The 24,407-nt window shown below is 72.4% G+C and carries 19 protein-coding genes; 9 read left to right on the top strand and 10 right to left on the bottom strand.

Translation table 11 applies throughout. The features are described from left to right. Positions 1 to 85 precede the first annotated feature (85 nt). Together WMF22_RS34955 and WMF22_RS34950 are read right to left on the bottom strand one after the other, a co-directional pair. Positions 86 to 1,996: a hypothetical protein gene (locus tag WMF22_RS34955; protein ID WP_437294300.1), complete on the bottom strand. Its 1,911-nt coding sequence runs from the start codon at positions 1,994 to 1,996 to the stop codon at positions 86 to 88. Positions 1,997 to 2,127: 131 nt separating this feature from the next. Beyond that, a complete protein-coding gene (locus WMF22_RS34950) occupies positions 2,128 to 2,670 on the bottom strand; it encodes a hypothetical protein (RefSeq protein WP_437294299.1) in 543 nt (180 codons plus the stop codon). Between the two features lie 30 nt (positions 2,671 to 2,700). Between WMF22_RS34950 and WMF22_RS34945 the strand changes: the two genes are divergently transcribed. Further along, positions 2,701 to 3,318 carry a hypothetical protein gene (locus tag WMF22_RS34945; protein ID WP_438032581.1) on the top strand — a complete coding sequence of 206 codons (618 nt, stop codon included), beginning with the start codon at positions 2,701 to 2,703 and terminating at the stop codon, positions 3,316 to 3,318. A gap of 86 nt (positions 3,319 to 3,404) precedes the next feature. Further along, positions 3,405 to 5,189 (top strand): hypothetical protein, encoded by a 1,785-nt coding sequence (locus WMF22_RS34940; protein WP_438032580.1) that lies wholly within the window; start codon positions 3,405 to 3,407, stop codon positions 5,187 to 5,189. 79 nt (positions 5,190 to 5,268) lie between these two features. Here WMF22_RS34940 and WMF22_RS34935 read toward each other — a convergent pair whose 3' ends face one another. From WMF22_RS34935 to WMF22_RS34910, 6 genes are all read right to left on the bottom strand, one after another. Then, entirely contained in the window at positions 5,269 to 5,517 is a 249-nt protein-coding gene (locus WMF22_RS34935; RefSeq protein ID WP_012239092.1) for a hypothetical protein, read from the bottom strand. 226 nt (positions 5,518 to 5,743) lie between these two features. Continuing rightward, positions 5,744 to 6,226 carry a ribonuclease E activity regulator RraA gene (rraA, locus tag WMF22_RS34930; RefSeq protein ID WP_012239091.1) on the bottom strand — a complete coding sequence of 161 codons (483 nt, stop codon included), beginning with the start codon at positions 6,224 to 6,226 and terminating at the stop codon, positions 5,744 to 5,746. Positions 6,227 to 6,290: 64 nt separating this feature from the next. Further along, positions 6,291 to 7,679 (bottom strand): sigma 54-interacting transcriptional regulator, encoded by a 1,389-nt coding sequence (locus WMF22_RS34925; RefSeq protein ID WP_438032579.1) that lies wholly within the window; start codon positions 7,677 to 7,679, stop codon positions 6,291 to 6,293. Between the two features lie 128 nt (positions 7,680 to 7,807). Beyond that, positions 7,808 to 8,734 carry a Grx4 family monothiol glutaredoxin gene (gene grxD, locus WMF22_RS34920; protein ID WP_437294295.1) on the bottom strand — a complete coding sequence of 309 codons (927 nt, stop codon included), beginning with the start codon at positions 8,732 to 8,734 and terminating at the stop codon, positions 7,808 to 7,810. A gap of 153 nt (positions 8,735 to 8,887) precedes the next feature. Beyond that, positions 8,888 to 9,406, bottom strand: coding sequence for a hypothetical protein (locus WMF22_RS34915; protein WP_437294294.1), 519 nt, complete (start codon positions 9,404 to 9,406; stop codon positions 8,888 to 8,890). 143 nt (positions 9,407 to 9,549) lie between these two features. After that, complete coding sequence (locus WMF22_RS34910) at positions 9,550 to 9,951, bottom strand: hypothetical protein (RefSeq protein WP_272095406.1); 402 nt, start codon at positions 9,949 to 9,951, stop codon at positions 9,550 to 9,552. Positions 9,952 to 10,103: 152 nt separating this feature from the next. On the opposite strand from WMF22_RS34910, the gene WMF22_RS34905 reads away from it, so the two are divergent. Next, on the top strand, positions 10,104 to 10,745 hold the full coding sequence (locus tag WMF22_RS34905) for an RNA polymerase sigma factor (protein WP_437294293.1): 642 nt from the start codon (positions 10,104 to 10,106) through the stop codon (positions 10,743 to 10,745). Beyond that, complete coding sequence (locus tag WMF22_RS34900) at positions 10,742 to 11,002, top strand: hypothetical protein (protein ID WP_437294292.1); 261 nt, start codon at positions 10,742 to 10,744, stop codon at positions 11,000 to 11,002. The genes WMF22_RS34905 and WMF22_RS34900 overlap by 4 nt, the downstream gene beginning before the upstream one ends. A gap of 67 nt (positions 11,003 to 11,069) precedes the next feature. Here the strand turns inward: WMF22_RS34900 and WMF22_RS34895 are convergent, their stop codons facing one another. Then, positions 11,070 to 14,087, bottom strand: coding sequence for a beta-propeller domain-containing protein (locus WMF22_RS34895; RefSeq protein WP_438032578.1), 3,018 nt, complete (start codon positions 14,085 to 14,087; stop codon positions 11,070 to 11,072). A gap of 489 nt (positions 14,088 to 14,576) precedes the next feature. Between WMF22_RS34895 and WMF22_RS34890 the strand changes: the two genes are divergently transcribed. After that, the gene (locus WMF22_RS34890) at positions 14,577 to 15,446 is read left to right on the top strand and encodes a hypothetical protein (protein ID WP_438032577.1); all 870 of its coding nucleotides are present in this window, start codon (positions 14,577 to 14,579) and stop codon (positions 15,444 to 15,446) included. A 196-nt stretch (positions 15,447 to 15,642) separates the two neighbouring features. Here WMF22_RS34890 and WMF22_RS34885 read toward each other — a convergent pair whose 3' ends face one another. Beyond that, on the bottom strand, positions 15,643 to 18,504 hold the full coding sequence (locus tag WMF22_RS34885) for an Hsp70 family protein (protein ID WP_438032576.1): 2,862 nt from the start codon (positions 18,502 to 18,504) through the stop codon (positions 15,643 to 15,645). Positions 18,505 to 18,705: 201 nt separating this feature from the next. On the opposite strand from WMF22_RS34885, the gene WMF22_RS34880 reads away from it, so the two are divergent. The 4 genes from WMF22_RS34880 (at position 18,706) to WMF22_RS34865 (ending at position 24,326) form a co-directional block, all read left to right on the top strand. Continuing rightward, positions 18,706 to 19,215 (top strand): OmpA family protein, encoded by a 510-nt coding sequence (locus WMF22_RS34880; protein ID WP_080599074.1) that lies wholly within the window; start codon positions 18,706 to 18,708, stop codon positions 19,213 to 19,215. 459 nt (positions 19,216 to 19,674) lie between these two features. Next, positions 19,675 to 20,328 (top strand): hypothetical protein, encoded by a 654-nt coding sequence (locus WMF22_RS34875; protein WP_438032575.1) that lies wholly within the window; start codon positions 19,675 to 19,677, stop codon positions 20,326 to 20,328. A 218-nt stretch (positions 20,329 to 20,546) separates the two neighbouring features. After that, positions 20,547 to 21,518: an aldo/keto reductase gene (locus tag WMF22_RS34870; protein WP_438032574.1), complete on the top strand. Its 972-nt coding sequence runs from the start codon at positions 20,547 to 20,549 to the stop codon at positions 21,516 to 21,518. Positions 21,519 to 21,884: 366 nt separating this feature from the next. After that, entirely contained in the window at positions 21,885 to 24,326 is a 2,442-nt protein-coding gene (locus WMF22_RS34865) for a GH36-type glycosyl hydrolase domain-containing protein (protein WP_437294286.1), read from the top strand. Positions 24,327 to 24,407 lie beyond the last annotated feature (81 nt).

The following is a 24,407-nucleotide window of genomic DNA, read 5'->3' as shown; positions in this document are numbered from 1 at the left end:
GTCTACGAATGCTTACGAAGGCTCACGAACGCTGACGAGGGGCTCGCGGGTCGCCAACGCGTGTCGGGACGGGGCTGACCCGGCGCTACGCCGCGGCGGAGACCGCCTTCTTGCGGGGGCGCGGCGCGCGGGTCGCGCCGGACGGCTTCGTCGGCGTGGCGCCCGCGGGCGGGGTGGACACGGCGCGGACCAGCGCGGCGGCGATGGCCGCGGTCATCCTTGCGGTGGGCAGGCGCGGCGTGAACGCGAGCACGCGCTCGCCGGGGCGCCGGCCGCGCGAGGAACGGCCGCTCTTCGCGAGCCCCTCGACGGCGCGCTCGCACGGCGAGCCGGGGGCGACGCGCAAAAGGACCTCGGGCAGCCCGATGGCGCCGCCGGCGCCGGGCGCGTAGACGACGCCGACCTCGATCCCGACGAAGCCGGGGAGCGCCGCGCGCGGCGAGAGGCCGAGCCGGAGCTCGTCGGCGTCGGGGCTGCCGTCCGGGATGCGGAGGCGGCCGACGACGCGGAGCTCCTGCGCCCCAGGCGCGGCGCCGGCGGGCGCCTTCCGCAGGCGCCGCACGCGCCGCGCGACGTCGCGCAGGAACGCGACCGGCCGCGCCGCCGGATCGGCGGGGAGCTCGGCGAGCCGGCCGGTGCAGAAGATGGCGAGCAGCGCCGTCGCGTCGAGCGCCAGCAGGTGGGCGTGGTACGGCGAGGCGGCCGCCACGGCGTGGACGCCCGCGCCGAGCCCGGCGAGCAGCGCGACGAGCAGCGCCTTGCCGGCGCGCGTCGAGACGTCGAGGTAGACGCCGCGCGCCCGCGGCGGCTCGCGGAACGCCTCGGCCTCCGCGATGGGGAGCCACTTGCCAGGGCGCCGCAAGGTCGCGGCGGCGCGCTCCGGGCGGGGCGTGCGGTGCGCCGCGAGCGCGGTCGCCGCGGCCACGAGCGCGGCGCCCGGCGTGCCGTCCCTGAGCAGGAGCTCCAGGGCGACGCCGGCGACGAGCGCGAGCCCCGCGAGCGCGGCGCGCGGCGCGAGCGGGATCGGGACGAGGGGCCGCGGCAGGGCGCCCGCGGCGCGCGCGAGGCGCTCGTGCTCGCGCGCCTTGAGCGCGACGAGGGCGCTGTAGAACGCGAAGAGGACCACGCCCGCGGCCACGTAGAGGGTGCGGCTGCGATCGGGGCTGCCGGCCGCGGCGTCCGAGATGCGGCCGAGCGTGTCGGCCCCGGGCTTCGCCGCAGCGGGCTCGGGCTGGAAGGCGCGCGCGTCGGCGCGGATCGCCCACCGGATCGGCTCGGCCTTGGGGGCGTAGGGGCGGAGCAGCTCCAGCTCGTCCTTGTCGAGCGCGCGGCGGAGCGTGGAGAGCGTCGTGGGCGCCGGGAGCGCGTCGGCGGACGGCGCCTCGCCCGCCTCGCCGGCGCGCGCCTCGTCGACGCGCGGCTCGTCGGGCGCGGCCGGGAGCGCGACGGTGAGCCGCGCCGAGTCGTAGCCGTCGTCCCAGATGGGGCCGCTCCAGGAGACGCGGGAGCTCGGGCCGTCCTGCTGGATGAGCCCGCGCTTCATGAGGTCCGTGCGGTAGCGGAAGAAGAGCACGAACACCCCGCGGCTCAGCCCCTTGCCGTCGAAGCGGGCCCGCATCGCCGCCGGGCGGCGCGTGCCGTCCTCGCGCGGCCGGAGGTCGGGGGGCAGGAGCTCGATCGCGACCGGCGTCGCGGACGCGAGCGAGCCCGCCTCCGCGGCCTTGAAGGGCACGGCGTAGCTGCCCGGATCGAGCTGGGCGTCCGGGTCGACGCCCTGGATGTCGAGCCCGCGGAGCGGCCCGCCCGAGATCTTCAGCGTGACCTTGTGCTCGACCGTGGCGGCGCCGGCCCGGTCGATCGACAGGCGCACGTCGTCTCCGGCGATGTGCACCTCGACCCACGCGCGCGCGGGGAGGGCGAACGCGATCGACAGGAGCGCCGCCAGGAACGGGAGCAGCAGCGCCGGCCCGGGGCGGCGGGCGATGCGAGAGGGCATGGTGCAGGAGTCCCACGTCGCCGCGCGCGGGGCCAAGTTCCAGGGACGCCGGCCGTCCCGCGCGGGCGCCGCGCTCACCCGCCGGGCCGGCGTCGCGCGCGGATTTGGCGACTACGAGGCGAGGGCGTCGATCAGAAGACGACGCCGAGCGAGAGCGACCCCATGAGCTTGATCTTCCCCGCCTTCTCGTAGAAGGAATACTGGTAGGGGCCCGCGGTGATCGTCACGGGATCGGCGAGCGCCACGCCGATCCCGAAGCCTCCCGACATGGCGAATCCGCCGTCTCGGCTGAGCACGTTGGTGCTCCCCACCATGCCGCCGAGGACGACGCTGCTCACGTCGCCGCGGCCCTCGAGCCGCCCTGGAGGGGTGATGACCGCCTCGAACGACTCGTAGCCGAGGCGTCCTTTCACCCAGAAGCCCCGCAGCGCCTTGCCTTCGACGTAGACACCGATGTCGGCCGCGAGCGCGTAGCCGGTCGTGTCGAGCGACGCGTCCTCGAGCGAGCCCCAGATCCACGACGGCGCGATCCCGAGGGTGAGCGGCCCGATGACGGCGACCTCGCCCTCGAAGGTCATCTTTCCGAACAGGAGATCCAGGGCGTTGTAGCGGACCGACCAGCGGCAGCAGGTGGACTCGGGGGGCTTCGGGGGCGGCGGGGGCCCGGCCGGCAAGGTGTAGCCCGGACCATAGCCGGGCGGCTGTTGGGGATAGCCTTGCTGAGGGTATCCCTGCTGAGGGTAACCTTGCTGAGGATATCCTTGTTGCTGAGGGTAGCCTTGCTGCTGAGGATATCCCTGCTGCTGCGGGTAACCTTGCTGAGGATACCCCTGCTGCTGCGGGTAACCTTGCTGAGGGTACCCCTGCTGCTGATGGTAGCCTTGCTGAGGATATCCCTGTTGCTGAGGATATCCCTGTTGCTGAGGATACCCCTGCTGCTGAGGATACCCCTGCTGCTGCGGGTAACCTTGCTGCTGAGGATATCCCTGCTGCTGCGGGTAACCTTGCTGAGGATACCCCTGCTGCTGGGGATACCCGGACGGCGCCTGGGCAGCTCCGCCGGGCTGCGCCTGGCCCTGCGGGAGCGGCTGAGCGCTCTGTTGCGCTGTCGCCGCTGGCGCGAGGAGGAGCGCGCCGAGGCCGAGAAGGAGGCCGCAAGCCGCCGGGCGGAGAGCTGCCCTGGAGGAGGGCGCGCGCGCGGGGCCCAGACCCGTGGTGAAAGCGCAATCCATGGCGGTGGACTGTACCGAATCCCGAGCACGCCGGCTACACGCGCGCCGCGAACCGTCGCCGCGCTCGCGCGCGCGATCTCCAGCCTGTAATCTCCGTCCCGATGCCGCCAGTCCCCGAAGTCGTCGCCGTCACAGAACTCGCGCCCGGAAGCGCCGCCACGAGCGGCGCCGCGGCCGTGCCGGCGATCTCTACGCCGCGCGCTCCGCGCGGCGCCGAGACACCCCCGGCCGAGCTCGATCGTGCGCTGTCCGAGCTGGGCGACGCCGCGCTCGGGTTCGCTCGCATGCCGGCCCTCGAGAAGGCCTCCCTGCTCCGCTCGTCGCTCCCGGGCCTGCTCGCCGCCGCGCGCGCCGAGGTCGAGGCGTCGTGCGCCGACCGGGGGCTCGATCCCGGCTCGGCGGCGAGCGGCGAGGCGTGGCTCGCGGGGCCTTGCGTCACGCTCTCGCAGGTGCGCCGCCTGGCCGAGGCGCTCGAGGACATCGCCGCGCGCGGGCGGCCCCGGCTCGGCCGCGGGGCGGTGCGCGCCCGCGCAGACGGCCGGATCGAGGTGGAGGTGTTCCCGACGCGCCTGAAGGACACCGCCCTGCACGGGCCCCTCCGCGCGCGCGTGCTGATGCAGCCCGGGGCGACGCGCGAGAGCGTCCGGGAAGAGCAGGCGCGCTTCTACCAGCAGCGCGACCCCGAAGGGGGCGTCGCGCTGGTGCTCGGCGCGGGCGACGTCGCCGGCGTCCCCCTCCGGGAAGCGCTGCACAAGCTCTTCGTCGAGGGGCGCGTCGTCGCGCTCGCGATGAGCCCGCGGAGCGCGCCCCTCGGCGCGCTGGTCGAGCGCGCCCTCGCGCCGCTCGTCGCGCGCGGGCTCCTCCGCTTCGTCTACGGCGGCGCCGCGTCGGGCGCCTACCTCGCGGCCCATCCCGCCGTCTCGGAGGTCCACGTCACCGGCCCGGCGGGCGCGCACGACGCGCTCGTCTGGGGGCCTCCGGGCCTGACGCAGGCGCGCCGGCGGGCCTCGGGAGAGCGGCTGCTGGACAAGCCCATCTCCTCCACGCTCGGCGGCGCCAGCCCGGTCCTCGTGATGCCGTGGCTCTACGGCGGCGACGAGCTCTGGTTCCAGGCGAGGTGCCTCGCGAGCCAGGTCGTGAGCGGCGCGTCGCACGGCAGCCACGCCGCGAGCGTCCTCGTGCTGCCCAGGGGCTTCACGCAGCGGCCGCTGCTCTTCCGGATGCTGCGCCGCGCGCTCGCCGCCGTGCCGCCGCGGCGCGCCGCCCACCCGGAGGCCGAGGCGCGGTACGCCGCGCTCACGGCCGGGCGCGCGCCGATCGAGCCCGAGCGCCTCGAGGCCTCCGCCGACGTGCCGCTGCCGTGCGGGGTCGCGCGCATCGGCGCGCCAGGGCCGGGCGAGCTCCCCTGGACGCTGATCGCCGGGCTCGCCGCGTCGGACGCCGCCGAGCCGCTGTTCTCGACCGAGCCGCTCGGCGGCGTGCTCTCCGTCGTCGAGGTCGGTTCAAGCGATCCGGCGGAATTCCTGGAGGAGGCGACCCGCTTCTGCAACGATCGGCTCCGGGGCAGCCTCGGCGCGACGATCGTCGTGCACCCGATGAGCGAGGAGGACCCCGCCGTCGGGGCCGCGCTCGACCGCGCGCTGCTCGATCTCCGGTACGGCGTGATCGCGGTGAACCAGGCGCCCGCCGCCGCGCACGCGGCCGTCGTCCCGCCCTGGGGGGGCCACCCGGGCTCGACGCTCGCCGACATCCGGAGCGGGCTCGGCTTCGTACACAACACGGCGATGCTCGCGCAGGTCGAGAAGACCCTCCTGCGCGCGCCGCTCACCGCCTTCCCGCGGCCGCCCGGCTTCTGCGATCACCGGCGCTCCCACGTCGTCGGGGAGAGGCTCGCGGCCTGCGCGGCGGATCCAGGGTGGGGGAGCGTCGCGCGCGTCGTGGCGGCCGCGCTGCGGGGCTGACCCGGCGTCGCGCCCCCACCTCGATCTCGTCGCGATTCCGTCGCGATTCCGTCGCGATTCCGCCGCGGTGACCCGGCGATCAGGAGGGGAGCGACGAGCGGAACTCCTTCACCTTCTCCACGATCTCGCGCAGCGCGTGCCGCGAGGCCTCGGAGACGTCGTCGGCCAGCTTCTCGGCGTCGAGGAGCTTGGGCTCCAGCTTGTCCCACGCGTCCTTCGCGTCCATGCCGGCAAGGTGGAGCCTGACGCGGATCTCGTCGCGCAGGGTCTGGAGCGACTCCAGGCTCTTGTTCAGATCGCTCTTCAGGTCCGATGTGATGTTGCCCATTCTTGTCCTCCCGATTCTACGAGTGTTGATCGCTCCTTCCCTGCTCATGATGCATTGGCCGCGCCAGTTGGCGCGCTTCGACGCGGCGCGCGACGTTCACGCGTCCTGACCGGATACGAGCCCATCCATTACCGGGCGCAGCCGCCGCGCGCCCTCCTCTCGAGGTGTGGCAAAAGCGCCCAGGGACGTGCGTTTTGCCGCACCCCGGACGCGCGCGCGCGGGCCCTCAGGCGAGTTGCGCCTGCGCGCAAACGATGCCGTCATGATCGGCATAGACGAGCTCGCCAGGAACCCACGTGACCCCGGCGAACGTCACGGCGATGTCGCGGTCCCCCGCGCCCTTCTTGGCGCTCTTCCTCGGGTGGGTCGCGAGGGCCTTCACGCCGATCGGGATCTGGCCGATCGCCTCCGCGTCGCGGATGCACCCATGAACGATCACACCGGCCCAGCCGTTCTTGTGGGCCATGGCGGCGATGTTGTCTCCGAGGAGCGCGCAGCGGAGGGAGCCGCCTCCGTCCACGACAAGCACCCGCCCCTGGCCGGGCTCTTCGAGCGCCTTGCGGACGAGCACGTTGTCCTCATGGACCTTCACCGTCGTGATGCGCCCGTGGAACAGCCGCGCTCCGCCGTAATCCCGGAAGATCGGATCGGCGACGAGGACGTCCGGGTGCTCGTCGCATAGATCCGTGGTCCTGATCTCTGAGCTCATGAAGACCCCCTGTCCGCCTTCCTGGGGTGTCGACCGCCGGATTCAACCGCTCATCCGCCGCCGGTCACGAGGGCTCGTGGCGCTCGCCGTCCTTGGCGGAGGGGAGGGAGGCGCCGCCCTTGCGCTTGCCCGCGCCGGCGAACGCCGCCGAGTCGACGCCATGCCGGGCGAGCCACCGGCGCAGCTGGTTCCTGTGCATCCCGAGCGAGCGCGCCGCCCGCGTGACGTTCCCCTGCTCGCGCCGCAGCGCCGTCTCGATGGCGAGCCGCCGCATCTCCGGCGGCGCCGGCGTGCGCCTCGCGACCTCCGTGATGTCGAGGCCCGCGGACGGCGCGAGATCCGCCACCTCCACGGCGGTGCGCCCGGCCGCGAGCGCCGCGAGGCCCGCCTGCCTCACCTCGCAGAGCAGCTCCCGCACGTTGCCCGGCCACGCGCGCAGCGCGCAGCACTCCAGGAAGCTGGCCCCCGGCGCGAGCCGCGCGCCGGTGCGCCTGAGCTCCGCCGCCACCAGCCAGGGGAGCTCCTCGAGCCGCTCCGTCAGCGACGGGATCCGCACCTCGGGCCGGCCGATCCGGTAGTAGAGGTCGTCCCGGAACCGGCGCGCCGCGACCTCGGCCTGGAGATCCTTCAACGTGGCCGCGCACAGGCGGAACTCCACCTTGCGCGGGCGCGTGTCGCCGAGCGCGACCACCTCCCGGGTCTCGAGGACGCGGAGCAGCTTCGGCTGAACCGCCGGATCGAGCTCCGCGATCTCGTCGAGGAACAGCGTGCCGCCGTGAGCCGCCTGGACATAGCCGTCGGCGTCGGCGGTCGCGTCCGAGTAGGCGCCGCGCCGCGCCCCGAAGAACAGCCGCTCCGCGAGGCCCTCCGGGATCGCGGCGCAGTTCACGGCGACGAAGGGGCCGCCCCGCCCCGTCGCCGCGTGGTAGGCGCGCGCCGCGAGCTCCTTGCCCGAGCCGCTCGGCCCGGTGAGCAGCAAGGTATCCCCGCGCATCCCCGCGCGGTGGATCGCCTCGCGGACCTGCCTGAGCGTGGGGCCGACCAGCCCGTCCTCGTGCTCCAGGACCCCGCCGCGCTGGAACGGCTCGATGTCCGCGGTGAAGCGCAGCAGCGTGCTCCCGAGCCGGATCACGCGCGGGGGCGACGAGAAGACCTGATCCTCGACCTGCGCTCCATCGACGAAGGTGCCGTTCCTGCTGCCGAGATCGGTGATCCGGAGACCCGCGCCCGACAGCGCGACGCGGGCGTGCCGGCGCGACACCTGCTCGTCCTCGACCACCACCGTGTCGTCCGCCGCTGCGCGGCCCAGCACGACCGCGCCGCCCTCGAGCGGGATCGGCGCGCAGGCAGGCTGGCCGCGGGCGAAGATGACCACCAGGCCAGGCGTCGCCCCCTCCGGCGACGCCGGCGCGGTGTCGGACGCCCTGATCGTCGACTGATCGTCGGCACCCACACCTTACGCATACATGATCCCACGCCGGCCCTGAAGGCTCTCGGATGTCGGCCGCGGTGATTGAAAAATTCTATCGAGACGCGATGCCCGCGCCTCTCTCGTCGTGGGTGTGCCTCTGGCCGAGGCGCTCAGTACCGCGGCACCGAGGGGTCGACATCTTGCGACCACGCATCGATTCCGCCCTGGAGGTTGTACAGGTTCCTGTAGCCCTTCGTGAGGTAGTGCTCGGCGGCCGCCTGGCTGCGGCCGCCGTGGTGGCAGTGGAAGACGATCCGCGCGTCCTTCGCGAGCGTCTCCAGGTACCGCTGCCCTGCCTGATCGAGGTGACGGGCCCCCTCGATCGTGGCGATCTTGCGCTCCTGCTCGGTCCGGACGTCGAACAGCTCGATCGCCTCGCCGCTGCTCAGGAGGGCCTTGAGCGCGGTCGACGAGATCTGCTTGACCTTCGGCGGCTCGTTCGGGCTCTCCAGCTTGAAGCCGCCGCCGGAGGGGCCCTCGACGAAGTCGATCGACAGCCCCTCGGCGCGCCGCGCGCTCGCGCGGTCGAGCAGGAACACCGCCCCGCCCGCCTGGGCCTCGACGTCGCCTGCCTGCCGCGGGCCGAAGTAAAGGCCGTAGTTGTAGGACGGGTCGATCTCGATGTGGACGAAGTCGGCCTCGGACTCCCTCGCGGCCGCGAACGCCGCGAGCGCCGCCGCGGTCACGCGGAGCGTGGGCGGCGCCTGCGCCTCGCCCTGCGCGAGCCCGAGCGCCTTCACGAGCTCCCCGGTCGCGTGCAGCTCCTTCACGATGTCGCAGCCGCCGATGAACTCGCCGCGGACGTAGAGCTGCGGGATCGTGGGCCAGCTCGAGAACTCCTTGATGCCGTCGCGCAGCGCGGGATCCGAGAGTACGTCCACCGTCTGGTACTCGGGGAGGTGCTCGTCGAGGATGGTCACCACCGTGGCGGAGAACCCGCACTGCGGCATGGTGCGCGTGCCCTTCATGAACAGGACGACATCGCTCTCGCGGATGATGGTGGCGATCCTGGCCCGCATGGGCTCGCTGAGGCTCATGTGCTTGCTCTCCCTGCGCGGCGGTGGCGGTGCGGTTGGCTCCCGCGCGCGTCCGCGGGCCTCTCGCTAGCATGAGCAAAGCACGGCAGCGAGGCCCCCGAGCCCGCCTCGCCCGCGTCGACCGAGGGCGGAGCGCGCCGCCTCCCTGCGCCCTCAGCGGCCGAGCAGGAGCCCCAGGACCGCCGCGATCGCGGCGAGGGTCGCGATGACGGCCGGCGCGCCGAGCTCGGCGCCGAGCCTACGGAAGCGCCCGCCGCTCGCCGTCGGAGAGCGCGCGAGCGCGTCCGACGGGGGCGGCGTGACGCGGAGCACGCCCGGCGACGCCGCGCTGTCTTCGCGGAGCTCGACGAGGAGCTGATCGAGCGGGGCGTGCTCGCCGAACGGGCGCACGAGGCGGAGCGTCACGCCGCCGCCGAGATCGGGGGGGAGCCGGAGCCGCAGCGTCCTCGCGGCGAGCTCCGCTGGGGCGCGGTGGGCGCCGCTCCGGGCGCAGCTGTCGCAGCCGCCGCCGTCGCAGCGGGCGCAGGTGACGCGGGCGGGCACGGCGATCTCGATGTCGGCGCCGTCGCGCGCCCACGCCGCCGGGACGGCGATCGCGAGGCGGCCTCGCGAGCCCTCCGAGGCGTCGAGGCCATCGCGGTCGATCAGCTGCGCGAGCTCGGCTCTGCCCATGGACCTTGTGTGCCGCACCCGGGCCCCGGCGCCAAGCGCCGGCGCTGGGCGAGGCCCGCCGCCGCGCTCCCGGCCGCCCCCTCCGCCGGGGAGCGTGCGTCCTCGCGGCCGCGCGGCCGTGCGGCCGCGCAGCCCGCCGGCGCTCACGAATGCGCGTCGCGCGGCTCGCCGCGGCGCGCGCCGCCGTCCGCCGGCGCCCGACCGGCGCGCAGGACGCCCACCGCCGAGAGCAGGCACGCGATGGCGAGCAATAACCCCCCGAGCGACCCGGGCCGCGTGCTCTCCTTCAGCCCCACGACGAGCACACGCGCGAGCTCGCCGTCAGGCACCTTCGCCGGGTCGGACAGGTAGCTGAACACAGCGCCGAGGTCGATCCACGTCGCGTGGATCGTCGCGACAAGCGTCGTCAGCCCCATGGCTGCGATGAACCCGAGCTTCCCGGGCTCCGGCCGCCGGGCGAACTGCAGCCCCGCGCCGACCGTGACCATCCCGAAGACCAGGATCGGCCACATCCCCCAGCCGCCCTCGACGAAGAAATCGAACATCGGTGCCTCCCTCTCGTCTGCTCTTCTCTGCCTGCCGCGTGTCGTCGCCGCCGCCGTGTGCGCCGGCCTTCACGAGCCCCAACGCGGCGCCGCGGATCCCGTGACCGGAAAACTTCCTTGTCACGCCCGCGGCCCTCGCGCGTTATGCCGGCGTGGAGAGGGAGGGCGCAGCAGCTCCGTCCGACGCCGAGCTCGCGGCGCGCCTGAGGCGCCGCGATCCGCGCGCCTTCGACGCGCTCTACGCGCGCTATAACGTCCGGATCTTCAGCTTCCTCGTGCGCCTCTCCGGCCGGCGCGACGTCGCCGAGGATCTGTTCCAGGACACCTGGCTCGCCGTCGCGCGCCACGCCGGCCGGCTCGCCGAGGACACCGATCTCGCCGCGTGGCTGTTCACGATCGCCAGGAACCGCTACCGGAGCCACCGCCGCTCCGCGTTGATCGACCTCGCCCGCGCCGCGCTGTTCTCCCGCGAGCCCGCGCCGGCCGCGCCTGAGCCCGAGGGCGCGGCGGACGCCCGAGCCGACGTGGCGGCGCTGGAGGCGGCGCTCGGCGATCTCGCGGCGGTGCACCGCGAGGTGTTGCTCCTCGGGGCCGTCGAGGGGCTCGACACGGCGCAGGTCGCCCAGGTGCTCGGCATCCGCGAGGACGCCGCCCGCAAGCGCCTGTCGCGCGCCCGCGCCGAGCTTGCGGCTCGCCTCGAAAGGCGAAATGCTGAGCGGCCCCGGCGGGGATCGACGACCTCGATCTCCGCCGCGGACGCGACGGATGGACAGACGCGAGGAGGTTCTCGATGAAGCCGTTCTCAGGAGAGGATCCTCTGGCGAGGGGCCTCGCCGATCTGCCGCCGGTCGCCCCGCTCGACCCGGCCCGTGCCGACGCGGTCCGGCGCCTCGCCCGCGACGCGCTGGTGGAGGCGGAGCGCCCCGCGCCGAGCGCGCGGCTCTCGCTCGCCTGGTCGGCGGTGATCCTGCCGGGGCTCCTGCTGAGCTCGGGCTGCGCGTACGTGTGGGATTCGGTGCAGAAGATCGGGCAGATCTACGGGGGAGGGTAGCGGCCGGGCGGCGCCTTCGCCGCGCCGCCCGTGACGAGCCGCGCGGGGTGAAGCGGCGGCGCGCGGATCAGTCGCCGAGGTCGACGACCTCGAGCCCGTGGTACCAGAGCGCGCAGAGCGCGGTGTCGCCGGAGATCGTCACCTGCGAGACGTACGACGAGAGCTCGCCCTTCATTTCGAGCGTCAGCTCGTCGAGGTCGGCCGCGTCGAGCACCGAGAGCCCGGGCGGGTTGTAGCCGGCGAGGAGGAGGCGCGTCCCGTCCACGGCGCGCGGCCAGCCGGCGTCGGGGGTCGAGAGCTCCTTCGTCGCGACGTCGATGCTGCCTTCCGTGAGCCCGCTGGCCACGAGGATCCCGGACGTGTACGCGCCCACGCCCACCGCGTCGCCCACGGCGTAGTACCCGGAGGTGTACATGAACACGCGGTCATCGCCCACGAACACCTGGTCCAGGCGGGTGCCGTCGTCGAGCGTGTGCTCGTCCCGGAGGCGCGCGCTCGCGCTGCCGACGTCGAGCAGCTTGAGGGTGTGGCGCGTCCCGCGGCAGACGCCGGGCCCATCGTAGTTCTGCTGGTTCGCCGGCACGAACTCGGCGTAGTAGCTGAACGCGCTGTAGCACTCCCGGTAGCCCGCGACCTCGAGCTCGACCGTCTCGTAATCGACCGTGAGCGCGCGGTCCGACGCGCCATCGAAGGCCAGCAGCGAGCCGGGCACGTTGACCGGCGTCCGCACGACCGCCGATGAGGGATCGGCCACGTCGATGCGGTCGACGTAGAAGCGCGCCCTGGAGGCGTCGTTCGACAGCGGCACCCAGTGCGACGTCAGCACGGTGGTGCCGTCGAGCTGCAGGCCCGTGTAACCGGCGGCGTCGGGCAGGGGCAGCGAGCGGTGCGTCGGGCTCGACGGGTTCGAGAGGTCGATGATCTCGAGCGACGGATCGCGGGGCTGCGGCGGCGGGGCGCCGCTGCCGTCCTCGTAGTAGTAGTACTGGTCCTCGACGTTGCGGAGCACGAGCGCGCTCCCTGCCTGGACCACGGCGGCGCCCGCGGAGACGATCCTGCCGTAGTACCCGTTATAGTAGAGCGCGTTGCTGGTGAACGGCAGATCGCGCTGGCTCGCGATCCGGGGGGCTTCGGGGTTCGTGAGATCGATGACGGCGAGGCTCGTCTTCGTCGTGTCCGTGTACGAGGGCCAGAGCAGGTAGGCGTATTGCCCGTGCGCGAAGAGCTGCGCGCTGGAGAGGCCGGATCCATAGCAGTCGCTCTTCGATCCGGAGGCCAGCGTCGAGAGGTCGAGCTTGCCGATCGGCTCGGCGCGCCCCGGGTCCGCGGCGTACACGACCTCGAGCTCCGCGGCCTGGGTCCACCAGTCCGCGCCCATGCGGACCACGAGATCGCCGGTGGCGACCGTGTTGCTGACGACCGTCGCCAGGGCCAGGTCGGCGGCCTCGACCGGGGCGTCGCGATCATCGATGTTGAACGTCCCGACCTCCTGGTCGGAGACGGCGAAGAGCCGCGTGTCGTGGACGAAGGCGCGGCGCGCCTGGCCGCGCGCCGGCGCCGAGCCGCGCTTCGTGAGCGTGTCGGCCGTGAAGTCGATCAGCTGGACGCCGCTCTCGTACGAGCCGCAGCCCTCGGCCTCGTCGATGTCCCAGCCGCTGTACGGCACGAGGACGAGATCGTCGAGGATGGTGAAGGCCTTGTGGATCTGGTCCTGGCCCTCGGCGAAGCTCGCCCAGTCGCCGCCGAAATGGACGCGCTCCAGCATCGTGGGCTTCGTGAGGTCGGAGACGTCGAAGAGCGAGACGTGGAGCGAGCCGCCCGTGGCGGCGTTGTCGAAGCCGAGGGCGAGCAGCCGGTCGCCGCGCGGCTCCATGTGGTAGACCCAGCCGGGCATCTCGAGCTCGCCGAGCTGGGCGGGGTGCTCTGGATCGCTGAGATCGATGGTGAAGAGCGGGTCGGTCTGCTCCGCCGTGATCGCGTAGGCGCGGTCGCCGTCGAAGCGCACGGAGCGCAGCGTCTCGGGCCTGGGCAGGGTGAGCTCGGTGAAGCCGAGGGGCGTGAGCTCTTGCGAGGACGCGACGGCGAAGGTCTGGACGCCGGGCAGCGCGTCGGTCCGCCAGAGGCCGGGCTGGCTGACGACGCGGAGGACGCCCTCGTGTTCGTCCATCTGCCAGCGGCTCTGGATCTGGCCGACGGCCTCGACGCTCGCGCCCTCGACGAGCGCGCCGCCGGGATCGGAGATGTCGACGACCTGGATGGTGGAGTGCCCCTCGTCGGTGCCGTCCCACTCGATGCCCGCGATGTACATGCGGTCCTGGGTGACGCTCACGCTGCGCTGCCACCCGTAGTCGTTGGGGTCGTCGTCGTAGCTCAGCTGATCGACCACGGCGATCTCGGCGGGGGCGCCGACGGCCAGGGAGGTGATCGTGGTGTTCCGCGACTCCTTGCACCCCCAGCAGCCGCCGTCCTCGAACGTGACGGTATAGAGCACGTCGCCGACGATGCGCGAGTCGGAGATGGCGCCCGGCAGGTCGAACGAGCCGATCTGCTGGATGTCCGCCGGCTCGGAGACGTCGAGCGCCTCGATGTGGCTCGATTGCTCATAGGAGTACTCGCCGGTGGCCGCGTCGTAGATGTATTGGGTCCACGACGAGAACATCGCGTAGACGATGCCGTCGCGCAGGTACATCTCAAAGGGGATCCCGCTCGCCCGGTAGCGCCCGAGGAGGCTCAGCCGGTCGCGCTTGGAGATGTCGATGATGCTGAGCCCCGAGTACTGCGAGAGCGCGTAGAGCTTGCCGTCCTTGACCTGGATGATGTCGGCCTCGGTGATCGCGCGCTCGGCGTCGCCGTCGGCCGGGGGCGCGGTCGGGTCGCCGTCGCCTCCGGTGCCCGCCGAGCCCTCGCCTCCATCGTTGGCCGTATCTCTTCCACCGCCGGCCCTCGGATTGTCAGAGATGAAATCGGTCGAGCCGGTTTCGGAGGAAGGCCCCGTCGAGCCTCTCCCGCAGCCGGTGAGTCCGGCCGAGACCGCCGCCGTCGCGAGGACGAGCCAGCCGGCGTAAGTTCGAGACAGGAAGGTCATTGTTCACCTCGTTGAGGACGAGACACAGGGCGTCATGTCGGCGCCGGTGCGCGTGCGCTGTTCAGGTCCCGTGTTCGGCGCTTTAAGCAAAAAGTTAAGCAAAAAATGGGCCATGATGAATCCCACGAAAAATCCAAGGAATTTGCGGGTATTACCGCGGCCTGTGCCAGAGTGTGCGGCCGGCGGGCTGTCGGCGGTCAGGGGGCCTGCCCGCAAGGCGTGCGCCGTGGTGATGGTCGATGCCCTGATCCCGGGGCGAGCTCTCATGACCTGGAGGCGGCTCACGCGGCTTGTGGGCAGCTGCTCGTCGCCGCGGGGGCATCGCGTCTGCGCGCGAGGATGCGTGGGGGGGGCGCCGGCGCCGTGCTTGGCACGAGGTGTGAATCCTCGCGCCCGCGGCTGCCGGATGGCAGGTTCGTCTATCTCTTGATAGGAGGCTTGACGATGGATCTTTTCAGCAAACGTCACCGACTTGTCGTTGCGATGCTCATGCTCTTCGTACCTTTGCTCACCGGTGCCAAGGGCAAAGGCTGTCAGGGCCCGATCGAGGGCGGGGGGGCTGGCCCTGGGGGAGGTGGGGTGGCGGGCGGCGAGCCGGCCTCGTGCCAGGTGACCGGCTGCAGCGGGCAGGTCTGCGCGGACGAGGACGTGGTCACGGACTGCGAGTACCGGGAGGAATATGCGTGTTACAAGGAGCACGGCGTGTGCGAGCGGGGCGCGTCGGGCGAGTGCGGCTGGCGGGAGACGCCGGAGCTCGATGCGTGCCTTGGCGGCGGCGAGCCTGCGTCGTGCGTGGTGACCGGCTGCAGCGGCCAGGTCTGCGCCGACGCCGACGAGGACGTGGTCACGACCTGCGAGTGGCGCGATGAATACGCGTGTTACAAGGAGCACGGCGTGTGCGAGCGGGGCGCGTCGGGCGAGTGCGGCTGGCGGGCGACGCCGGAGCTCGAGGCGTGCATTGGCGGCGGCAAGCCTGCCCCGTGCGTTGTGACCGGCTGCAGCGGTCAGGTCTGCGCGGACGAGGATGTGGCCACGACCTGCGAGTACCGTGAGGAATACGCGTGTTACAAGGAGCACGGCGTGTGCGAGCGGGGCGCGTCGGGCGAGTGCGGCTGGCGGGCGACGCCGGAGCTCGAGGCGTGCCTTGGCGGCGGCGAGGCTGCGCCGTGCGTGGCGACGGGCTGCAGCGGGCAGATCTGCGCGGACAAGGGTGTGGATGTCGTCACCACGTGCGAGTGGCTCGAGGAGTACGGGTGTTACAAGGAGCACAGCGTGTGCGAGCGGGGCGCGTCGGGCAAATGCGGCTGGCGGGCGACGCCGGAGCTCGAGGCATGCATCGGGGCGGCTGCCGGCGAGTAGAGCGGGGTGCAGTTCAGGGGCCGACTTCGCCGCTGACCGCTGCGGCGGCGATCTCTGCCATGATCACCCGCCGAGCGACGGAATCTCGACCTGTGATCGCCTGAGCCCGAAGGTGGCTTGCGGGCGTATGGACAGCGCCTGCTCTTTCTGGAAGTGAGGCCGCCAGTAGGCCTCGAAGCGCGCAGAAGGGCTTTCCCTACTCGCTCACAAGCCGCAGCCCCACGGGCAGCCCCTCGCCAAAGAACGCCGCGCGCTCGGACTCCTCGACGGCCACCACCTCGCGCACCGCCTTGAGCCAGGCCTCGGGGGCGTCCACCTTGACGAGCCGCCGCTCCACCTCACCGCGGACCCGGTCCGAGACGTCGCGCGCCCGGTCCCCGGTCCTGCGCGCGAGCTGCACCGCGGCCGGCGCCGCGGACGGCAGCTCCTGCCACTTCTCGCGCAGCAGGTGGTCTATCCACCGCTCGGCCGCCGCCGGCGACACCACATGGTGGACGCTCGCGTACGCCGGAACGCGCGCGCCCAGGCGGCCGATCGCCGCCCAGAGCCGCGCGTCGCGGTCGGTCCATGTGCGCTCCAGGATCCACGCGCCGAGCTCGCTCCGCCGGCCGGCGGGCACGCGCTCGAGCGACGCGCAGAGCTCGAGCAGATCGTCGAGCGCCTCTGGCTTCACCCCCTTCGGCTTCTTCAGCCGCTGCTCGGCCGGGGCCAGGAACGGATCGGCCAGATCCCGGATCGCGACCTGCTGTGGCTCGTCGAGGCCGGCGGCGATGCGGCGCCAGGCGATCCAGAACTGCTGCCAGGAGCGCGCCTCCTGCGGGAACGCCAGCCGCTCGGCGAAGAGCGGCGCGAGCGCGGCGACGCGCGCCGGGTCGCCCGCGTCGCCGAACCCGGGGCGGAGGCAGTAGCCGGCGAGCGACCAGAACACGCGCTCGTGATCGGCCGAGCGCCGCCGCGAGCGCGCGCTCGGGACGAGGGTGTCGAGCAGCGCCCGCGCGGTCTCCGTCGTCCAGGTGGCGCGCTCCCCGAGGACGCGCTCGAGCTCGCGCACCAGGTTCTTCGCCTCCCGCGGCGCCACGTCGGGCCGCCCTTTGCCGAACACCCGCTCGATCGCCTCCCGGGCCTCGTCGAGGCGCTTGCCGCCCGGCGCCGCCGCGGCGTGAGGCCTCGCCAGCGCCCGCTCCGCCGGGGCGCCGCCCTCGGCCTCGGCGGCGCGCGCGTCGCGGCCGTCCTCGCGCAGCTGGAACGCCAGCCGGAAGCGGCGCGGCGCCGCGGCGCCCACCTCGACGCAGGCGAGATCCAGGGTGCCGATCGCGGTGAGCTCTCCCTCGATCTGCACCCGCACCTCCGCCTGCTTTCCGGTCGCGGCGCGCGCCGCATCCCCCGCGTCGAACGCCACCGCGATCGGCGGCAGCGCCTCGAACCGGTCGTCCTCGAGGGGGACGAGGTCGCCCGCGCGATCGACGCGCGCGTCGTCCGACGCGAACAGGTCGAACCGCACCGGGCGCCCCACGACGAGCGCGAACGTCCGCCCGGCCGCCGCGTGGACGCTGCCCTCCTTCGCGCCGCGCGGCACGACGCAGACCGCTGGCCGCGGCCCCCCGCCGGCGGGCGGCTCGAGGCCGACGTAGTAGCCGCGCGCCGCGCCCCCCTCGATGCGCACGCCGCGGCCCGCGAGGGCGAGGCCATACGCGACCGCGCCCCGCGCCACCGCGAGGTCGGGATCGGCGTGCGGGAGCAGATCGAGCGGCGGGCCGCCCCAGCGCTCGACGACCCGCGCGAGGCGCTCCGCGACGCGGCGGGCGCGGAAGACGCCGCCGTTCAGGAGCAGCGCGGTCGGCCCTCGCGCCTCCGGGGCGTGGCGCGCGAAGAACCAGGCCACGTGCCGGGTGATCGCGACGTCGCGCTCGTAGGGCAGGCCGAACGCGACGAGCCCGCTCCGCCCGCGCTGCGGCCGGGCGTCCCGCGGCGCGTCCGGGAAGAAGCCGTCCAGCACGACGCCCTCGACCTCGTCGCGGCCGAGGCGCGTCGTCAGCGCGCCGCCCACGAGCCGCGCGCCGTGCGAGAGCACCGTGACCGGCGCGTCGTCCGGCGGCGAAGGCGCGGCGCCGCCGGCGCCGCCGGACGAGACCTCGCCGCCGAGCAGGCGCTCCTTGGCGGCGCGGCAGGCCAGCACGAGCTGGCCGAAGCGCGCCGGGTCGAGCTTCTCCCCTGCGCCCACGAGGCGCGGCTCGCAGAGGTGGGCGAGCGCGAGGTCCATGTTGTCGCCGCCGAGCAAGAGGTGGTGGCCGACCGCGACGCGGGAGACCTCGGGGTGGCCCTTGGCCGCGCCAGCGCCCCGGGCGACCCGGATGAGCGACAGATCCGTCGTGCCGCCGCCGACGTCGCAGACGAGGACCATCGCCTCGCCGCCCGAGCGGTCGAGCAGGGCGTCGAGGCCCTCGGCGCCGGCGAGCCGCATGAAGTCGTAGAACGCGGCCTGCGGCTCCTCGAGGAGGCGCGCCGAGAGGCCGGCGCGGCGGGCGGCCTCGACGGTGAGCTCGCGCGCGACTTCGTCGAACGAGGCCGGGACGGTGAGCACGACCTCCTGCGCCGCGAGCGGGCGCTCCGGGAAGGCGTCGTCCCAGGTGCGCCGCACGTGGGCGAGGATCCGCGCGCTCGCGTCGAGCGGCGAGACGCGCGGCAGGGCGGCCGCCTCCTCGGCCGCGCCCCAGGGCAGGATGGGCGCCGTGCGGTCGACGGCGGGATGGCAGAGCCAGCTCTTCGCCGAGGCGACGAGCCGCCCGGGGATCTCGCCGCCGCGCCGGCGCGCGTGCTCGCCGATCGCGAAGGGCGCGTCGCTGAACGGATCGGCGGGCGCCTCGCCGGGGAGGGGCGCGTAGAGCAGGGACGGCAGCAGCGGGCGCGCCTCGATCTCGGTGGCGGTCACGAGCTGCGGGATCGAGAAGACGCGGATCGCGCCGGGGCCGGCGTCGCGCTCGGCCCACGCCACGACGGTGTGCGTGGTGCCGAGGTCGATTCCGACGATCAGGCTCGGGCTCTTCGCGGGGGCGGACATGCGTGCGCGCAGCAACGATACCGGATCGCCGCGGCGCATTCCGCAGGTCCGGCGTGGCCGCGCGCGCCCGCGCGGGGGGGCGTCGCCGGGCGCACCGTGGCCTCACCGGTCGTCCGGCCGCGCGCGCCCGGGCGGGAGTCGGCGGCCGTCGGCGCGCTTCTTCCGGTTCTTCCGGGCGATTCCCCGTGCTAGAGCCGCGAAATGCGAGCGAACCGAGCGATCTGGCTTGTGGTCCTGGGCGCCCTTGCGGCGGGGTGCGGGTCGGCGAAGACCGAGATGTCGGTGGCGGCGAGCGCGGCGCCCCCGCCTCCTCCTCCGCCCGTGGCCGTCCAGCCGGCGGCGCCTGCCGAGGCGGTCATCGAGGGGGATCGCATCAAGATCGCCCGGCCCATCTTCTACGACCTCGACAAGGACGAGATCCGGCCGGAGTCGTTCTCGGTCCTCGACGCGGTGGCGAACATCCTGCGGACGCACCCGGAGATCACCGCGCTCACGGTCGAGGGGCACACGGACAACCAGGGCAGCGTGGAGCACAACATCAAGCTGTCCGAGCGCCGCGCGAACGCCGTGGTCCGCTACCTCGTCCAGCGCGGCGTCGCGACGCCGATGACGGCGCCGGGGTATGGCGCCGGCGCGCCGCTCTGCTTCACGAACGACGAGGGCTGCCGCGCCATGAACCGGCGCGTGGAGTTCCGCATCAAGTCGAAGTGACCGGCTGGCGACCGATCGAGGCCGCCCGCTCGTCGCTCTGGCTCCGACACGCCCCGCCCCGCGCCTGCTCCCCGGGCATCGGAACAACAGGCCAGGTTAACAAGCCCCTCATTCGAAATCGACCGACTATCGTCTCATCGTTGTGTCCCGCGAGGCGCACGACGCGAGAGGATGCCTGTCCTTCTGTGCGCCTGTGGGACAAGGGACTCCCAAAGATGATCGTGCTGCAAATTTGTATTGAACGGCGCCTCTCGATCGGACTTAATCTATCACGGGAATCCGCGCGCTGAATGCGACGCGCCAGTCCGAGCAACTCACTGCATTGCAAGGTGGATCATGGCGAGCGTTCATCGTCGTATGCTGGAGATCGCTTGTCTCGTCCTTCCGGGGCTCGTGTGGCTTTCCCCGCGCACCGCGGCTGCGCATCACGCCGACCATCTCAGGTGGGCGGAGAGCCTCGTGGACAACATCAGGCCTGAGAACAACGAATACAACTCGAGCCCCAGCTTCATCAGCTGGACCGGTGTGGCCGGCGCGCGGCGCTACGCGAACCGGACGCAGTGCGCCACCTTCCTGACGGAGCTGCTCAAGCGGGGCTACGGCTTCACCGAAGCGTCGCTCAAGGGTTGGCTGGGCAGCCGGAGCCCGAGCGCGGCCGCGTACTACGACGCCATCGTCGAGGAGAACGGATTCGAGAGGATCCACGATCCCAAGGACGCGCGCGCCGCCGACATCATCGCCATCCGCTACCCCGCTGGCGAGTCCTCGACCGGGCACGTCGCGATCCTCCGCCGGGCGCCGAGGGCGAAGCTCCCCGCCAGCCCCCTCGTCGCGGGCACACTCCAGTTCGAGGTGAGCATCGTCGACTCGACGAGCACGCACCACGGCTCGTCCGACTCCAGGTACGCCGCGAGCGGCCGGGGGGCCTCCGGCGCTGGCTACGGGACGATGCGGCTCTACACGAACACCTCGGAGGCCATCGTCGGGCACACCTGGAGCACGGCCGCTGTCACGGCCTATTACCCCACGACGGTGCGCCAAGTGGTGATTGGCAGGCTGGTGTTCGAGGACGACGATCGGCCGGACGACGACGACTCCGACGACCGGCGGTAGCGAGGGACCGACGGCCACTTCCGAGCGCCCAAGGCTCGTCCCTGACGGTTGCCCCTCGCTCGGCTGCACGCTGAAGACGGCGTCCGTCCCCCGGGCCGCGGCCTCGATGAGGAGAGCGGCGCACCGCCGTCGCTCGCCCGAGCCGCGTGACTGCATGGATCCAGGCCTCGGTTTACGTTCGACCTGTCGGTTGGTAGAGTCCTCTCCAGGAGGGCCGTATGCGCGAGCCGAGCGAGACGGGAAGTGCCGACGGTGGCCGTCGTGGCGTGCTGGGAGCGGTCGCCACGACCGCAGCGGCCGTGGCGGTCGGGGCAGCCGGCTGCCCGTCACCGGCGGCGCCTGCGGCCGGCGAAGCGCCGGCGCGCACGCTCGGGCGGACCGGCGCGCAGGTCGAGCCGGTGTCGCTCGGGGGCGAGGGGATCCTCCGGACGACCGGCCGTCACCGCGAGGCGGTGCCCGTGATCCTGGAGGCCCTGCGCCTCGGGGTCAGGTACTGCGACACCGCGCCTGCATACCAGCAGAGCCAGGACTACTACGGTGAGGCCTTCCGCGCCGCCGGCCCGAAGGCGCGCGAGCAGGTCTTCCTCGCCTCCAAGACCCACGCGCGGGATCGCGACGGCGCGCTGCGGCTGCTCGACGACAGCCTGCGTCGGCTCGGGACAGACCACCTCGATTCATGGCAGCTGCACGATCTGCGGGAGATCGAGGAGCTCGACGCCATCTTCGGCAAGCGGGGCGCCATCGAGGCCGTGGAGCAGGCCAGGGCGGACGGCCGGGTGCGCCACGTCGGGATCACCGGCCACCACGACCCGCAAATCCTCCTGGAGGCGATGCGGCGTTATCCTGTGGATACCGTGCTCTGCGCGGTCAACCCCGCAGATCCGGCGCGGCTCCCGTTCCTGACGACCGTGGTCGAGGAGGCGCGGCGGCGCGGCGTCGGCGTCATCGGCATGAAGATCATGGCCGCGGGCCGCCTGCTCCAGGATCGCGCCGCGGGCGCGACCGAGCTCATCCGCTACGCGGCGAGCCACGCCGACACGGTGATCATCGGCTGCTCGTCGATCGCCGAGGTGCGCGAGAACCTGGGCGCGCGGTCCCTCTCCTTCCCGATGCCGCCCGCCGAGCGCGCCGCGCTGGAGGCGCGCGTCGCGCCGCGCGCCGGCCGCTACGACACGTTCAAGGCCGGTTGAAGCGGCGGATACGCGGCTCCGCGAGCAAGGCGCGGCCCGCGGAGCTGCGATGTGCAAAATTTTTCCTTCACTGGAATCATGGGTTGTCTGCCGCACACGAACCATGCGCCAACACGCGCCAACACGCGGCGGAGCGCGGCGGACGCGGCGGACCCGACAAAGCGCGACGGAGCGCGGCGTTCTTGCTGGCAAAACGCGGCGAGCGCGCTCCCAGGCCCCGTTGACAAGCGGAGGCGCCGGGGTCTAGAGTGGCGGCCCTCTGAGCTCGCTCGGAGGCCCCAGGCCTGACAATCATCGGCTTATCCGACCCGGGGCAGCGCTGCCTCCGGGTTTTTTTCTGTCGCTATCCACGGAGACCGCGCGTCCATGAGCAATCAGTACGGCCACTTCGACGACGAGAGCCGCGAGTACGTCATCACCCGGCCCGACACGCCGCTGCCCTGGCTCAACTACCTGGGCTCGGACGAGATGTTCGGCCTCTGCACCAACACGGCGGGCGGCTACACGTTCTGGAAGGACGCCAAGCTGCGCCGGCTCACGCGCTACCGGTACAACAACGTGCCGATGGATCTCGGCGGGCGCTACCTGTACGTGAACGACGGCGGGGTCGTGTGGAACCCCATGTGGAAGCCCCTCAAGACGGCCCTCGATCGCTACGAGTGCCGCCACGGCCTGGGCTACACGAAGATCACGGGCGAGAAGAACGGCGTCGAGGTGGAGGTGCTCTACTTCATCGTCCCCGGCGAGAACGTGGAGATCTGGCGCACCCGGGTCACCAACAAGAGCGGCTCGAAGAAGGACATCCAGCTCTTCTCCTATCAGGAGTTCTGCTTCTTCGAGGCGCTCAACGACATGACGAACTACCAGCGCACCTACTCCATCGGCGAGGTGGAGATCGAGGGGAGCGCCATCTACCACAAGACCGAGTTCCGCGAGCGCCGCTCCCATTACACGCTCTTCGCCTGCACGCGCGCCATCGACGGGTTCGACACGAGCCGTGACGCCTTCTGCGGCAGCGTCCACCACGGCCTCCACGAGGCCCAGGTGCCGGCCAAGGGGAAGGCCACGAACTCCAAGGCGTTCGGCTGGAACCCGATCGGCAGCCACCAGGTGAACCTCTCGCTCGAGCCCGGCGCGAGCGAGACGATGAGCTTCGTGCTCTCGTATGTGGACCATGGGGACCTGCCCAAGTTCAAGGCGCCCTTCGTCCTGAACAAGCAGAAGGGCAAGGAGATCCTCGCCAAGTACTCCGCGCCCGGCGTCGTCGACGGCGCGTTCGCCCAGCTGAAGGCGGACTGGGCCGGGATCCTCTCGAACTTCCAGGCCGACTGCCCGGACGAGCACGCGACACGCATGCTCAACACCTGGAATCAGTACCAGTGCATGGCGACCTTCAACCTCTCTCGGTCGGCCAGCATGTACGAGACCGGCATCGGCCGGGGCATGGGCTTCCGCGACTCGAACCAGGATCTCCTGGGCTTCGTGCACCTCGTCCCCGAGCGCGCCCGCCAGCGCATCCTCGACATCGCCGCCACCCAGCTCAGCGACGGCACCTGCTACCACCAGTACCAGCCGCTGACGAAGAAGGGGAACGCCGACATCGGCGGCGACTTCTATGACGATCATCTGTGGCTGATCCTCTCCACGTGCGCGTACATCAAGGAGACCGGCGACAAGGGCATCCTCAAGGAGGCGGTGGGCTACGCCGACAAGCCGGGCTCCAAGGAGGACCTCCTTCACCACCTGGAGACGTCCATCGCCTACACGATGAAGAAGCGGGGCCCGCACGGCCTGCCGCTGATCGGCCACGCGGACTGGAACGACTGCCTCAACCTGAACTGTTTCAGCACCGAGCCCAACGAGAGCTTCCAGACCGCGGGCGACGTGAAGGACTCGAAGGCCGAGTCCGTGATGATCGCCGGCCTCTTCCTCTATGCCAGCCGCGAGATGGCCGGCCTGTACGACTGGATGGGCCAGAAGTCCGAGGCGGCGCGCATGCGTGAGCAGTACGCCGAGATGCTGGCCGTGGTCGAGAAGGAGGCCTGGGACGGCGAGTGGTACCGCCGCGCCTACGACGCCGAGAGCCGGCCGGTCGGGAGCAAGGAGAACGAGGAGGGGAAGATCTTCATCGAGAGCCAGGGCTGGTGCGTCCTGGGCGGCGCCGGCGCGGACAACGGCCGCGCCAAGCAGGCGATGGAGAGCGTGCACAAGCACCTCTACACGAAGAACGGCATCGTTCTGCAGCAGCCCGCGTACTCGACCTATCACCTCGAGCTCGGCGAGGTCACCTCGTATCCGCCGGGCGTGAAGGAGAACGCAGGCATCTTCTGCCACAACAACACCTGGATCCACCTCGGCTGGTGTCTCCTGGGCGAAGGGGAGCGCGCGCTGGAGTACTATCTCTCCATCTGCCCCTCGGCCAAGGAGAGCCAGATCGAGACCTATCGCGCCGAGCCCTACGTCTATGCGCAGATGATCGCCGGCAAGGACGCCCCGGTCTTCGGTGAGGCCAAGAATGCCTGGCTCACCGGCACCGCGGCCTGGACGTTCGTGTCCGTCAGCCAGGGGATCCTCGGCGTGCAGCCCCAGTACGACGGCCTGAAGCTGGATCCCTGCGTGCCCAAGGCGTGGAAGAGCTTCTCCATCTCCCGCCGCTTCCGCGGCGCCACCTACGAGATCAGCGTCAAGAACTCGGGCGTGTGCAAGGGCGTGAAGAAGCTGACCGTGGACGGCAAGACCGTCGCGGGGAACGTGATTCCCCTGTCGCCGGCCGGCTCGACGGTGCGCGTCGAGATCGAGATGGGCTGAAGGCCCGCTGTCGGAGCGCGCCGCGCGATGGCGGCGGCGCGCTCCGCGTGCGCTCGTCCTTTTCGCGCGACTCCACGCGAC

This window comes from Sorangium sp. So ce204, assembly GCF_051526795.1.
Lineage (GTDB): Bacteria > Myxococcota_A > Polyangia > Polyangiales > Polyangiaceae > Sorangium > Sorangium cellulosum_B.
The sequence above is the reverse complement of the archived record's forward strand: the minus strand, read 5'-3'. Positions and strand labels throughout refer to the sequence as shown.

Excerpts from the sequence above, each read along its gene's own strand:
- WMF22_RS34955 (WP_437294300.1), bottom strand. The coding sequence starts at position 1,996 with ATGCCCTCTCGCATCGCCCGCCGCCCCGGGCCGGCGCTGCTGCTCCCG.
- WMF22_RS34935 (WP_012239092.1), bottom strand. The coding sequence starts at position 5,517 with ATGGGCAACATCACATCGGACCTGAAGAGCGATCTGAACAAGAGCCTG.
- rraA (WP_012239091.1), bottom strand. The coding sequence starts at position 6,226 with ATGAGCTCAGAGATCAGGACCACGGATCTATGCGACGAGCACCCGGAC.
- grxD (WP_437294295.1), bottom strand. The coding sequence starts at position 8,734 with ATGAGCCTCAGCGAGCCCATGCGGGCCAGGATCGCCACCATCATCCGC.
- WMF22_RS34915 (WP_437294294.1), bottom strand. The coding sequence starts at position 9,406 with ATGGGCAGAGCCGAGCTCGCGCAGCTGATCGACCGCGATGGCCTCGAC.
- WMF22_RS34910 (WP_272095406.1), bottom strand. The coding sequence starts at position 9,951 with ATGTTCGATTTCTTCGTCGAGGGCGGCTGGGGGATGTGGCCGATCCTG.
- WMF22_RS34900 (WP_437294292.1), top strand. The coding sequence starts at position 10,742 with ATGAAGCCGTTCTCAGGAGAGGATCCTCTGGCGAGGGGCCTCGCCGAT.
- WMF22_RS34895 (WP_438032578.1), bottom strand. The coding sequence starts at position 14,087 with ATGACCTTCCTGTCTCGAACTTACGCCGGCTGGCTCGTCCTCGCGACG.
- WMF22_RS34890 (WP_438032577.1), top strand. The coding sequence starts at position 14,577 with ATGCTCTTCGTACCTTTGCTCACCGGTGCCAAGGGCAAAGGCTGTCAG.
- WMF22_RS34885 (WP_438032576.1), bottom strand. The coding sequence starts at position 18,504 with ATGTCCGCCCCCGCGAAGAGCCCGAGCCTGATCGTCGGAATCGACCTC.
- WMF22_RS34880 (WP_080599074.1), top strand. The coding sequence starts at position 18,706 with ATGCGAGCGAACCGAGCGATCTGGCTTGTGGTCCTGGGCGCCCTTGCG.
- WMF22_RS34870 (WP_438032574.1), top strand. The coding sequence starts at position 20,547 with ATGCGCGAGCCGAGCGAGACGGGAAGTGCCGACGGTGGCCGTCGTGGC.
- WMF22_RS34865 (WP_437294286.1), top strand. The coding sequence starts at position 21,885 with ATGAGCAATCAGTACGGCCACTTCGACGACGAGAGCCGCGAGTACGTC.